This window comes from Rothia sp. HMSC076D04, from assembly GCF_001814645.1.
GTDB lineage: Bacteria > Actinomycetota > Actinomycetes > Actinomycetales > Micrococcaceae > Rothia > Rothia mucilaginosa.
The window spans coordinates 41,961-54,636 of sequence record NZ_KV817370.1; the positions used below are offsets into that span (position 1 = coordinate 41,961).

General features: G+C 62.5%; 11 protein-coding genes. 5 read left to right on the forward strand and 6 right to left on the reverse strand.

What is annotated here, in order from left to right; all coding sequences use genetic code 11:
- Positions 1–192 precede the first annotated feature (192 nt).
- Positions 193–1,164 (reverse strand): PHP domain-containing protein, encoded by a 972-nt coding sequence (locus HMPREF2980_RS06330; RefSeq protein ID WP_083313517.1) that lies wholly within the window; start codon positions 1,162–1,164, stop codon positions 193–195.
- A 214-nt stretch (positions 1,165–1,378) separates the two neighbouring features.
- On the opposite strand from HMPREF2980_RS06330, the gene HMPREF2980_RS06335 reads away from it, so the two are divergent.
- The gene (locus HMPREF2980_RS06335; RefSeq protein ID WP_070690899.1) at positions 1,379–2,908 is read left to right on the forward strand and encodes an aminopeptidase P family protein; all 1,530 of its coding nucleotides are present in this window, start codon (positions 1,379–1,381) and stop codon (positions 2,906–2,908) included.
- A gap of 154 nt (positions 2,909–3,062) precedes the next feature.
- On the opposite strand, the gene HMPREF2980_RS06340 is transcribed toward HMPREF2980_RS06335, so the two are convergent.
- Complete coding sequence (locus HMPREF2980_RS06340; RefSeq protein ID WP_070690902.1) at positions 3,063–4,058, reverse strand: hypothetical protein; 996 nt, start codon at positions 4,056–4,058, stop codon at positions 3,063–3,065.
- Between the two features lie 130 nt (positions 4,059–4,188).
- On the opposite strand from HMPREF2980_RS06340, the gene HMPREF2980_RS06345 reads away from it, so the two are divergent.
- From HMPREF2980_RS06345 to HMPREF2980_RS06355, 3 genes are read left to right on the forward strand one after another with little or no spacing between them, the layout of a single operon-like run.
- Positions 4,189–5,517 carry a magnesium transporter MgtE N-terminal domain-containing protein gene (locus HMPREF2980_RS06345; RefSeq protein WP_005508498.1) on the forward strand — a complete coding sequence of 443 codons (1,329 nt, stop codon included), beginning with the start codon at positions 4,189–4,191 and terminating at the stop codon, positions 5,515–5,517.
- The gene (locus HMPREF2980_RS06350; protein ID WP_070690906.1) at positions 5,510–6,442 is read left to right on the forward strand and encodes a DUF1003 domain-containing protein; all 933 of its coding nucleotides are present in this window, start codon (positions 5,510–5,512) and stop codon (positions 6,440–6,442) included. The genes HMPREF2980_RS06345 and HMPREF2980_RS06350 overlap by 8 nt, the downstream gene beginning before the upstream one ends.
- Positions 6,432–7,634, forward strand: coding sequence for a P-loop NTPase (locus HMPREF2980_RS06355; RefSeq protein ID WP_070690908.1), 1,203 nt, complete (start codon positions 6,432–6,434; stop codon positions 7,632–7,634). Before HMPREF2980_RS06350 ends, HMPREF2980_RS06355 begins: the two co-directional genes overlap by 11 nt.
- 120 nt (positions 7,635–7,754) lie before the next feature.
- Here the strand turns inward: HMPREF2980_RS06355 and HMPREF2980_RS06360 are convergent, their stop codons facing one another.
- From HMPREF2980_RS06360 to dapE, 4 genes are all read right to left on the reverse strand, one after another.
- Positions 7,755–8,132, reverse strand: coding sequence for a twin-arginine translocase TatA/TatE family subunit (locus tag HMPREF2980_RS06360; protein ID WP_005505243.1), 378 nt, complete (start codon positions 8,130–8,132; stop codon positions 7,755–7,757).
- Between the two features lie 401 nt (positions 8,133–8,533).
- Entirely contained in the window at positions 8,534–9,892 is a 1,359-nt protein-coding gene (locus tag HMPREF2980_RS06365; protein WP_070690910.1) for a hypothetical protein, read from the reverse strand.
- A gap of 5 nt (positions 9,893–9,897) precedes the next feature.
- Positions 9,898–10,278, reverse strand: coding sequence for a taurine ABC transporter substrate-binding protein (locus HMPREF2980_RS06370; protein ID WP_070687479.1), 381 nt, complete (start codon positions 10,276–10,278; stop codon positions 9,898–9,900).
- A gap of 89 nt (positions 10,279–10,367) precedes the next feature.
- A complete protein-coding gene (gene dapE, locus HMPREF2980_RS06375) occupies positions 10,368–11,546 on the reverse strand; it encodes a succinyl-diaminopimelate desuccinylase (RefSeq protein WP_070690913.1) in 1,179 nt (392 codons plus the stop codon).
- A 101-nt stretch (positions 11,547–11,647) separates the two neighbouring features.
- On the opposite strand from dapE, the gene dapD reads away from it, so the two are divergent.
- Positions 11,648–12,613, forward strand: coding sequence for a 2,3,4,5-tetrahydropyridine-2,6-dicarboxylate N-succinyltransferase (dapD, locus tag HMPREF2980_RS06380; protein WP_070690915.1), 966 nt, complete (start codon positions 11,648–11,650; stop codon positions 12,611–12,613).
- Positions 12,614–12,676 lie beyond the last annotated feature (63 nt).

The window sequence follows — 12,676 nt, forward strand, 5'->3', positions numbered from 1 at the left end:
ATTGTCGAAGCATCATAGCTCCTTCATGAACAGAGGGGAGGCACAATCTTTGTGCGCCCCAATGAGTAGAACGTTCTCAGCGTACCAAAAATCCTAACCTTCAGGTAGAGATTTAGGGAATATGCAATGAGGTGAAAGCAAAAGAATGGGGGGCGGGTTCCTTTGATTAGGAACCCGCCCCACACTTTTGTTTTAGTGCTGTGCCGCCAGCTGCTCGCGGATACGCGCCACCGTCACCGCATCCGTCGTGTTCTCACCCAGCAGGTTCGGCTTACCCGCGCCGTGATAATCACTCGAACCCGTCACCAGAACCTCACGGCCCGCCGCACGCTGACACTCAATGAACTCCAGCAGACGCGCCCGGTCCTCCGGGGAGTTCTCACGGTGATACACCTCCACACCCGCCAAGCCAGCATCCACCATCAAACCCAGGTACTCCAGGCTCAGGGCGGGACCACGCATCGTACTCATCGGATGCGCAATCACCGGCACACCCCCAGCCTCACGAACCAGACGCACCGCCTCCAACGGATCCAGCGCATCCTGCGGCACATAGTAGGGGCTGCCCGTGTACAGCAGCTTCGCAAAAGCCTCAGAACGGTCAGTCACCACACCGGCGGCAACCAGCGCATCAGCGATATGGGGGCGGCCCACCGCCGTGTTCCCCTCCCTCACCTGCGTCAACACGTCATCCCAGGTCAGCGGGTAGTCAGCGGCAAGACGGCCCACAATAGCCTGCGCACGGCCCTCACGGCTGGCACGAATCGCCTCCACACGGCGCGCCAACTCCGAACCCACCGGGTCAAAACCATAAGCGAGCAGATGAATAGTCTTCGTGCGCGCACGGCCCTCACCGTCGGTGTATCGGTAACGGCAAGAGAACTCTGCACCCGGCAGAAAATCCAGACCGTACTCACCCGCCAGCTGGGCCGCCTGCACCCAACCAGCCGTCGTATCGTGATCAGTCAGCGCAAACCCAGCCAACCCGGCGCGAGCAATCAGCGGCACCAGCTCGGTCAGGCTCTGCGTGCCGTCAGAAATAGCGGAGTGAATATGCAGATCGTAACGCCCGGCACGGTTCAGGTGTTCAGGCGCACCCGATTCAGCGGGCTGCAGTGCCTGCTGCGCATTAGGTGCACTATTTCGGTGTTCTGTCTGCGTCATATTCTCTCCTTCCCCGCCCCTGCTAGTTCGTCGCCACCTCAGCGGGGTTTAAGGTATGTCATCTACTCTTCTGATTCAACCCTACCAATATCGGCGGCGCAATATCAGGCACCCGGTCGCAAGTCAAAGATATATTCTGCCCCACCGCGCCCCTCTTATGGTCAAAAGCGCTAAAACACCTGCCCACCTGTGGTGAAGGAGATATGATTAACCCATGACTGAGAACAACGAGAAGAGCACCGAAGCTCAGAAGAACGACCACCGCAGCACCCCTAAGGCGTCTGCGTTCACCGAATTCATTGCTAAGGACTGGGCCAAGGCCGAAGATGACGGCTACACCCGCGAGCCCGTAGCAGACTACGCAGCTGAGCGCCGCGCCAAGATCTCCAAGGCATTCCCCGGCGAGCGCCTCGTCCTGCCTGCAGGCCCGCTGAAGGTCCGCTCCAACGACTGCGACTACCGCTTCCGCCCCCACTCGGCGTTTGCGCACCAGACCGGTCTGGGCATCGACCACGAGCCCGACGCCGTGCTGATCTTCGAGCCCGTCGAAGAGGGCACCGGTGACAACGGTTCCAACCACGAGGTGACCCTGTACTTCCGTCCGCTGGCTGGCCGTGACACCGCAGAGTTCTACGCGGATGCACGTTACGGCGAGTTCTGGGTTGGCCCCCGCCCCACCCTGAAGGAGTTCTCCGAGCGTTACGGTCTGCGTACCCGCGACCTGTCCGAGCTTGAGGTTGCTATCACCAAGAACGCCGGCAACCAGGGCCTGGGCGGCGTGAACATCCGCCTGGTCCGCAACGTTGACCCGGCTGTTGACGCGCTGGTTGACACCTCCCGCTACAACACCGGCGTGGAGCTGGAGCAGGCTGACAAGCTGGACTCCGAGCTTGCCGTGGCTCTCTCCGAGGCTCGCCTGATCAAGGACGCTATCGAGGTTGAGAACCTGCAGCGTTCCGTTGACCTGACCGTCAAGGGCTTCGAAGAGGTCGTGCGCGAGCTGCCTAAGGCTGTTGCGCACCACCGCGGCGAGCGCGTCGTTGAGACCGCGTTCTTCTCCGTGGCACGTACCGACGGTAACGACCTGGGCTACGACACCATCGCAGCGTGCGGTAACAACGCAACCATCCTGCACTGGATCCGTAACAACGGCACCGTCGATGACGGCAAGCTGCTGCTGCTGGACGCAGGCGTTGAGGACGACACCCTGTACACCGCAGACGTGACCCGCACCTTCCCCGTGAACGGTAAGTTCACCGAGGTTCAGGCGAAGGTCTACAACGCTGTGCTGGACGCAGCTGACGCCGCGTTCGAGGTGGCTAAGCCGGGCCGTAAGTTCCACGAACTTCACGACGCCGCTATGGAGGTTCTGGCTCACCGTCTGGAAGAGTGGGGCCTGCTGCCGGTTTCTGCCGAGGTTTCCCTCACCATTGAGGGCGGTCAGCACCGCCGCTGGATGCCGCACGGCACCAGCCACCACCTGGGTCTGGACGTGCACGACTGCGCGCAGGCGAAGGCTGAACTGTACATGTGGGCTGAGCTGGAGCCGGGCATGGTCTTCACCATTGAGCCGGCACTGTACTTCAAGGAAGAGGACATGTCTATCCCCGAGGAGTACCGCGGTATCGGTATCCGCCTTGAGGACGACGTGCTCTGCACCGAGGACGGCAACGTGAACCTCTCCGCTGCGCTGCCGCGCACCGTTGAGGGTATTGAGGAGTGGATGGCGAAGCTGGCGAAGTAACGCCTAGCCCCCCTCCAGTTACGTTAGTAACGTCTTATAGGGAAAGCCCCTCACCGATTCGTTCGGTGAGGGGCTTTCTCGTGTCTTCTAAGTGCTGTCTTCTATGCCTGCCGTATGAGCCGCTACGGGCGGCTACCGCCGTTACGGCGTGAAGTTATTCGGAGTCCTGCGAGGAGTTATCGTGCAGGCCCTGCGGGCGCGGGGTCGGACGCTGCGGCTTGGGCTGAATCAGCTTCGCGTATTCTTCCGGGTCGTCCACGCGCAGACCGTACCGCTGTGCCGGGCGCTTCTGCGTATCTGACTTCTGAGCGGTCGCCTGGTCAGTACTTGCCTGTTCCTGTTCGGAAGGCTGAGCGGATTGTGCGGACTGAGTAGGCTGTGCAGGCTGTGCGGGGGCAACCGGTGCGGGCATGTTCTGCGCCGCACTCTGAGCCACCGCGTTCTGCGCAGTAGTATCACGCTCGGGCAGGTTCTGGTTCGGCGCCGGCTGACTACCCGCTTGCGCACGGTACGAGGGTGCCTTCGGCGCACCGGTCGGAACCGGTGCACCATTCATCGAAACGGTACTCTGAGCCGCCCGCGCCTGCGAAGCCTCCGGGGCCGCCGCCGCCCGCGCAGCCGCAACCGCCGCCGAGAAGCGAGGGTGCGCACCCAGCACGCGGCGTGCATCCTGAGCGTACTCCGGCAGAGCGTACATCACGGTACGCGAGGGAATCGCCTCGGTACGCATCGGGTAACGAATACCGCGATTACGACGAAGAATATACATCTGCCACAGCACAAACACAGCCACCGACAGCGGTACGTACCTTAGCGCCACCGACGTAAAAGAGTCACCGGTCAGAGTCAACAGCACCGAAAACACCAGGCCCATCGACGCGCCCTGAATCGCCGCAGAAATCAGGGCACGACCGTAACCGGGCTGTACCGGGTACTCCACCTGGCGGATACCATCATTGACCAGGTACAGCGCCGTGACCGGGTAATCCTGCTCGCTGAGCACATCGAAAGCGGCGAGCGCATCATCGTGACGAACGAAGGAGGCGATCGCCTCACCGGCGGGCAGGGGCTTGCCCTGAGCCTGCGCCAGGCGCGAGGCCAAGTACGAAGAAGGCGGGGTCGAGGGAATATTCGGCAGGTTAGAAGTCATGGCTCCTATTCTACCGCCCGCCCTAACCCTGGACCCGGTGGGCAGTCAGCTCCTCTACAGGCGTAGCGAACACCTGTTCAATTAGGCTTCTCAAAGTGCGAATCCCCGCGGTGGAGCGTACCCTAGAGAGGTGAGCAATTCGAAGTTCAGCACCCCCAGCAAGATTTACATTGCCCGCCTTCTGGGCCTCGACGTTTTTGACCCCTTCGGTGACCGCCTCGGCCGTCTCCGAGATGTCGTCGTGCTCAAACGCGGCCTGGGCGCCTCCATTGCGGGCGCCCGCCCCGCCAAGGGCAGCGAACCCATTGTTGTCGGCATCATCGTTGAGGTGCTCGGCAAGAAACGCGTATTCATGCCTATGACCCGTGTGCGAAGTATCGACGCTTCACAGATTATTTCGACCGGCCTGGTGAACCTGCGCCGCTTTGAACAGCGCAACTCTGAGACTCTCATCGTGGGTGAGCTCTTTGACCGCCGCGTGCGTCTGCTCGACGGCAGCGGCGACGCCGTCATTGAGGACGTCGCCATTGAGCAGCGCCGCAACGGCGACTGGGGCGTGACCGAGCTGTTCGTTTCCCGCGTCAGCTCCTCCTCCAGCACGTGGCGCCGCCGCTCTAAGGAGACCCTCATCGTCGACTGGGACGAGGCGGTGCTCTCCACCGACGTGGAACCGCAGGCGGCAACCGCGTTCGTGGCGAACCACGAGAACTCCAAGCCCGCCGACCTTGCGGACGCTATCCACGAGATGAGCGATAAGCGCATGGTCGAAATCGCCGCCGAGCTGCAGGATGAACGCCTCGCGGACGTTCTGCAGGAGCTGCCCGCCGAGGATCAGGTGCAGATTCTGTCGCACCTGGACGACGAGCGTGCCGCGCAGGTCCTCGAAGAGATGGAACCGGACGACGCCGCCGACCTGCTCATCGAACTGGACGACGCCCAGCGTGAAAAGCTGCTCGAGCTCATGGAACCCGACGAAGCAGACGACGTGCGTCGACTGCTCGAATACGACGAGGGTACCGCCGGTTCGCTCATGAACCCGGTGCCGATCATCCTCTCCCCCGAGGCGACCGTTGCGGAGGCGCTCGCGCACATCCGCGCCGAGGAGATCCCTCCGGCGATGGCGGCTGCCGTCATGGTGACCCGCCCGCCCCTGGAAACGCCGACCGGCAAGTACCTGGGTCTGGTGCACATGCAGAAGCTGCTGCGTGTGCCGCCGAGTGAGCCGATTGGTCACATCCTCGATACCGACACTGAGCCTGTCTCTGACCAGGCAAGTTTGGAAGAGCTGGCACGCGTGCTGGCGACCTATGACCTGACCATCGTTCCCATTGTGAACGAATCGCACCGCCTGGTAGGCGCAGTGACCATCGACGACGTGCTCGATGCGCTCCTGCCCGAAGACTGGCGCACTTACGATGATGGAACTCCCGTACGAAAGGTAGGACGACGCTTTGCCTGATTCGAACCGCCGCGACGCAAACCGTACCGAAGAGAACCCCCGCATCGATAAGGCGCGCATCCTCAAGGACCGCCTGGAGAAGAAGTACGCTGAACGCAACCGCGAGCGCGGCGACTCCCGCCCGCAGCGTAGCGACTCGCAGCTGAGCACCCCCGGCACCCGCAAGCCGAAGCTGTTCTCGAGCCCCAACCCGGACGCTTTCGGCCGCATGACCGAGGGTTTCGCACGCTACATGGGTACCCCGCAGTTCCTGATGTGGATGACCATTTTCTGTGGCGTGTGGCTGGCGTGGAACTCCCTGGCACCGGAGGAGATGCAGTTCGACCCGCGTAGCCTGAACTTCACCCTGCTGACCCTGATGCTGTCCCTGCAGGCTTCTTACGCTGCTCCCCTGCTGCTGTTGGCGCAGAACCGTCAGGATGACCGCGACCGCGTGGTGGCCTCTGAGGACCGTAAGCGTGACCAGCAGAACCTGGAGGAGACCCAGTACCTGACCCGTGAGATCGCTTCGCTGCGTATTGCCCTGCGCGAGGTGGCGACCCGAGACTTCGTCCGAAGCGAGCTGCGCGACATTCTTGAGGAACTGCAGAACATTGCGCAGGAGCAGGAGCGCCACGCCGAGCAGCTGCAGGACATCAGCGAGGACATTGAGGACCTGGAGGAGGCTATCGACGATATCGATATCTCCGAGGGCGAGGAAAAGGACGCTGAGGAGCAGGGCTCTGATAGCCAGAACTCTGAGGGCACGGACTCTAATAACACGGAGAACGGTACCGAGCAGGCACCTGACAAGGCTGAACGCTCTGCGAAGGACTCCGCACAGGATCCCCACCGAGGCGATTTGAGCCAGCCTCAGAGCCGCGAATCCCAGCAGGCACAGCAGCAGGCAGAGCGCACCCGTGAGGGAGGCGCCCGTGACCACTAATTCGCCCCTGCAGGATGCGCTCTACGCGGCACTCGCCCGCGTCGAGGATCCCGAACTGCGCCGCCCCATTACGGAGCTGGGCATGGTTGAGACTGCGCTCGTGCATCCTGAACTGGATGAGCGCGGTGAGCCGATTCCCGGCCGCCACTGGGCTGAGGTCACGGTGCTACTCACCATTGAGGGTTGCCCGCTGAAGAACACCATCGAGCAGCAGGTTCGTGACGCCGCCGCCACCGTTGAGGGTATTGAGCGTGTGCAGTTGCAGGTGGGTGCGATGAACCCGCAGCAGCGTTCCGCCCTGCGTTCGATGCTCAAGCCGGAGCGTTCCAACCCGTTTACCGCACCCGGTTCGCTGACCCGCGTGTTCGGTGTGGTGTCCGGTAAGGGCGGCGTGGGTAAGTCCTCCATGACCGCGAATCTTGCCGCCGCGTTCGCTTCGCGCGGGCTTGCGGTGGGCATTATTGACGCGGATGTGCACGGCTTCTCCATCCCCGGTCTGTTGGGCATTACCGACGCCCCGACCCGCCTGGATGACCTGATTCTTCCGCCGACCGTGGACGTGCCCGCCCCCGCCCAGCGTTGGGGTGAGCAGAAGGTCAGCGGCGGCTTTATTCGCGTGATTTCTATCGGCATGTTCCTCAAGGGCAACGAGCCGGTGGCGTGGCGCGGCCCCATGCTGCACCGTGCCCTGGAGCAGTTCATCATGGATGTGCACTTCGGCGCCCTGGACGTGCTGCTACTGGATTTGCCTCCCGGCACCGGCGATATTGCCATCTCCATGGCTCAGCTGCTGCCGAATGCGGAGCTGGTGCTCATTTCCACCCCGCAGCACGCCGCTGTGGATGTGGCGGAGCGTGCCGGCACCCTGAGCCTGCAGACCGGTCAGAAGGTCGTGGGCGTGGTCGAGAATATGGCTGCCATGACCCTGCCGGACGGTACCGTGCTCGATATGTTCGGTTCTGGCGGCGGTCAGGTGCTCGCTGAGCGCCTTTCGGAGGCGCTCTCCTACCCGGTACCGCTGCTCGGTTCTGTCCCGCTGGATGTGAACCTGCGTACCGGCGGCGACGAGGGCACCCCGGTGGTCTGGAGCCACCCGGATTCGACCACCGCCGAAGAGATTCAGTCCATCGCCTCGCAGCTGTTGCAGTCGGGCGAGTCGCGGGCGGGTCAAAGCCTGCCGCTCTTCGTTTAGAGATCCAGCCGTCTAGAGATGTCGCCGTCTAGGACCAAGCATCTAGAAGCTGACGGTCAGACAGCTGATACAGAAAGAACCCCGCACCATCACGGTGCGGGGTTCTTTCGTTTCAAAATCTTAGGTGGCGTCCACGTCGAAGGGGGCGTATGCGCCTCGCGGAAGAGCACGGCTCTCCGACTTTTCCTTCTCCTTCAGCAGCGCCTCTTCACGTTCCTTCGCCTCACGCTCACGCTCGGCGTCATCCTCAGCGAACGCCTGCTTCACAATCACGCGCGGATCGTACTGGCGGGGGTCGTACTGGCGCCAGTTAATATCTTCCAGACCCGTCTCGCCCAGGGCTTCCTTGAAGTCGTCCTTCGCGTCAAACGCCATGCGGCGCACAGTCTTGACGAATTCACGGATCTGTCGGGCGTATTCGGGCATGCGTTCGGGACCAATCACCACAAACGTGATGATGGCCAAAATAATCAACTCGGTGCCACTAATACCAAACACAGAATATAGATTATCAGTTCCGAGCCAGCACCGCCGAACCCGCGGCGCTTTCTGGACGTGTCTTTAAGCTCTGGACAAGCAGAAGGCGTACGCTACAGCGCCGCGGAGGGGCATTGCGCCCACGGCTAAGGACGCCACATCAGCGGTTTACGGCGGGTAATCTCCACCGCCGGGGTAAAACGCTGCGGCTCCAACCGCAGACACGCCCGCCTCCCGAACGCAAAAGACCGCCGGCAGCACACCGGCGGTCTCAAACATCCGTTGGATAGATTCAGCGGTTTACGGCGGGTAGTCTCCGCCGCCGGGTTAAAACGCTGCGGCTCCAACCGCAGGCACGCCCGCCTCCCGAACGCAAAAGACCGCCGGCAGCACACCGGCGGTCTCCAGTCACAATATTCGGTTTACGGCGGGTAATCTCCACCGCCGGGCAGCTGCTTCCAATGCCACAGCCAGCCCACCCAGCCCCACTGCGCACACGCACCCGCCACCAGCAGCGCCCAACGATACGCCCGCGAACGGCTCGCCGCCGCCACCACAAGCACCAGCGGGAACAACGGCAACAACAGGCGGAACGTCGAGGACTGCGGATTCAAAAACAGAATCAAATACGCAAAATAACTCAGGCACCACAGGTTCAACGGAGCCGCCAAAACCCTACGCGCCAACGGGCTCAAACACAGAGCAATAAATCCCAAAATCAGCAGGGTCAGCAGCACCGGAGCCGCATACCCAAAGTACAGGTAACCCTGCGACAGCCACGGCTGAATCGGTGCCAAATGGGTACCGCGCCACGCCGTCTCCGTGGCGGTGTACGCATCCACACGGCCCGTAGCCCACCACGCAATCGCAGGCCACACCAGCGCACACGCACACACCACCAAGGCGCTGACCAGCTGCCCCAGATGGCGCACAAACGCCGTGCCCATACCCGACTGGCGGCTCGAACGCACCCAGCACGCAAACCACAACAGGCCGGCAGCCGCGCCCAGGGGCACACCCACCGGGCGGGACAGGCACGCCAACGCCGCCACAGGAACCAGCAGGCCGTAGCGTCCCTGAACCAGGCACAGCAGCGCACCGGCAAGGAACACCAGGTTCAGCGACTCCGCATACGGCACCTGAAGCACCGGCGCCACCGGCAAGAACGATACCAACGCCACAGCCCACATGGACAGCGCAGAAGGCGACTCCTCACTTGTGAAACCGGTCGCCTTCAACGACGCCTCAAACAGCAGGTAAATCACCCACGCCGCCGCAAAACCGGCAATCAGAGCAACCGTCGCCGCCACCGGGTAGTACCCGATGCCCGTCGCATGGCTAATAGCACCGGAAAGCTGCGGGAAAATCGGGTAAAAAGCCCACTGATTCTGCTGAACCACACCCGCCGCATTCACCGGCAGCTCACTCGGGTAGCCCTGTACCGCGATCTGCTCATACCAGCCGGCATCCCAGATGCTAATGAACGACAAATAATCCAGATGCTGACCCCACGGGCTGCGCAGCTGCTGCTGGCCAACCACAGCAAACACGATGAAGCCCCACACGCGGGACAGACCGTAAATCAGCAGTACCGACAGCCACGCGGGCAGGGCACGCAGACGCTGCCCCACCCGGTGCAGGCGCTCACCGGCGGCGGTGTACGCCCAGGTCAGAAGCTCATCAAAAGACTCGCTCCGTTCCTCGCCGGAGGCGGGGGTGGCGGCACCCTGCGCAGGAGAATACGCGGGGGAATCACTATTACGTTCAGGCGAAACACTCACGGGCGTTAGTTCCCCTCAGCCTGCGGGTTCTTCCGCTTCTCCACAAAGTCATGCGCGCTCAAGGTGCTCTCCGCATCATCAGCCAGGGGAACCGCACCGCGGCGAACCGGCTCAGCGGCAGCGACGTTAGCATCAGCAGATTCTGCGGTCGAAGCAGCAGACTCAGCGGCGGGTGCGTTCTCGTGTGTCTTGTCCTCTTCGGGTGCACCGACGAGAGGAGCGATAAAGCTCAAATCCTCCACACGGTCAAAGGTGCCCAAACCATCACGGCCCACACCGCTGAAGAACGCGGCACCGGGCACGGCACGCTCACCGGAGAGCGCCACAACGGAGAGCACCGCAATGCCCAAAATCAGCAGGGCAAGCAGAATCAGAAGAAAGTTCATGTCAATCTCATATCATGCAGGACCGTCAACCCCTGACGGTCACCTAAATTCAAATAGTAGCGCCAGCACCGGCAGAATCAGCGTCGCGGCTAGTCCTCGTCGCGGTCGCTGAGCAGCCAGGCACGCAAATCTGCGTGGCAGCGGGTCAGCTGGCTAAAGCTCACGTGCTCGTTATCGGTGTGAGCCAGCAGAGCGTCACCGGGGCCGAAGTTCACCGCGGGAATACCGATCTCGCTCAGGCGTGCTACGTCCGTCCAACCGTACTTCGGCTGAGGCTCCTGCCCCACCGCCTCAATCAGGGAAGCCGCCAGCGGGGTGTCCAGTCCGGGGCGAGCCGCCGGGGAAAGATCCACAAAATCCAGCTCGTAACCGGTGAAGACCTCACGCACGTGGGCGACCGCCTCGTCCAGGGTCTTATCCGGGGCGAACCGGTAGTTCACGTGCATTGCCGCCGCATCAGGAATCACGTTACCGGCAACGCCACCAGAAATCTGCACCGCATTCAGACCCTCACGATAGTCCAGGCCCTCCACAGCAATAGTCTTCGGCTCGTAGGAGGCGAGCGCCGCCAGCGCGGGCGCCAGGGCGTGGATTGCGTTCTCGCCGCGCCAGGCCCGGCCCGAGTGGGCGGCCAGGCCGCGGGTGCGCACGAAGAAACGCATGGTGCCGTTGCAGCCGCCCTCAATCGTGCCGTTGGTCGGTTCAAGCAACACACCGAAGTCTGCGTCAGTGATAAGCTCGCCGTGGTTGCGAATCAGGCGTGCCAGCCCGGAGAGTTCGCTGGCGACCTCTTCGTTGTCGTAGAAGATGTAGGTCAGGTTGTAGTCGGTGTCCTGCGCGGTCAGTTCGGCGGCAAGTTTCAACTGGACCGCCACGCCGCCCTTCATATCGGTTGCGCCGCGGCCGTAGAGCACGTACCCGTCCTCTTCTTCACGCACCGTGGACGGCACGGTACCCAGCGAACCCTCAACGGTGGGCAGGGGCACAGTGTCCAGGTGACCGGCAAGAATAATGCGGGTGCGTTCTTCCTCTTCACCGGGCATCGGCGGGAATTCGGTGCGGGCGATAATGGCGTCCCCGTCACGGGTCAGGTGCAGGTGCGGGCAGAACGACAGCGCCATGTGCACGGCGTCAGCAATTGGCTGCTCATTGCCGGAAACCGACTCGTAATCCAGCAGGGCACGCGTCAGCTCGGGCATGGACACGTCCAGGTTCAGGGGCGGCTGCGGTACAGGGTGACGCTCAGAAATATTCGGGGAAACGCTCATCCTTCCACCTTACAGGTTCCCCGGTACACACACCCGCGCCCACAACGCCCATATCGAGCATATGAGACGGTCTTGAAGGGGCTCTCACCCCCAAAACTATAATGGAAGGCATGTCTGAAAACACTCCCCGTTACGCCTCCGGCGTTGCACTGGTCAATGTTGTTGTCTCTGGCGAGCACGCCGGCACCGTCCTGGATGCGTGGTTCCCCGCTCCCTCCCTCACCCAGACCCCCGACCTGTCCATCGCGGACGAGCTAGAGGACCTGGCCGTTGAGCATCCGGCGCGCAACGCCCGTACCGAGGTGCGTACCGCCTCCATCAACCTGGATGAGGCACCCGAAGACGCGGTGGACGCATACCTGCGTCTGCACCTGCTCTCCCACACTCTGGTTCGCCCCAACGAGCTGAACCTGGACGGCCTGTTCGGCACCCTGGCGAATGTTGCGTGGACCAACCACGGCCCGGTGCTTGCCGCCGAGTTCCAGAAGCTTGCGATTGGTCTGCGCAAGCTGGGTCACCTGAGCGTGAGCCACATTGATAAGTTCCCGCGCCTGGTGGATTACGTGGTTCCCGCTGGCGTGCGCATTGGCGACGGTGACCGTCTGCGCCTGGGTGCGCACCTGGCGTCCGGCACGACCGTGATGCACGAGGGCTTCGTGAACTTCAACGCCGGCACCCTGGGCACCTCCATGGTTGAGGGCCGTATTTCTCAGGGCGTTGTGGTGGGCGACGGCTCGGATGTGGGTGGCGGCGCCTCCACGATGGGTACTCTTTCCGGTGGCGGCACTCAGCGCGTGTCTATTGGTGAGCGTTCCCTGCTGGGTGCGGAGTCCGGTATCGGTATTGCCCTGGGTGATGACTGCGTGGTTGAGGCTGGCCTGTATGTGACCGCCGGTTCGCGCGTGAGCGTTCTGTTGCCCGGTCAGGAGGCGCGCGTGGTGAAGGCTGCGGAGCTGTCCGGTGTGTCGAACCTGCTGTTCCGCCGCAATTCGATTAGCGGCGCGATTGAGGTTCTGCCGCGTGCGAAGAACACCGTGGAGCTGAACGAGGCGCTGCACCTGAACTAGTCTGCACCTGGACTAGCGCTGGTTGCCCTTGCGAACGTTGGGGGTTCGTGAACTTTAGGGGTC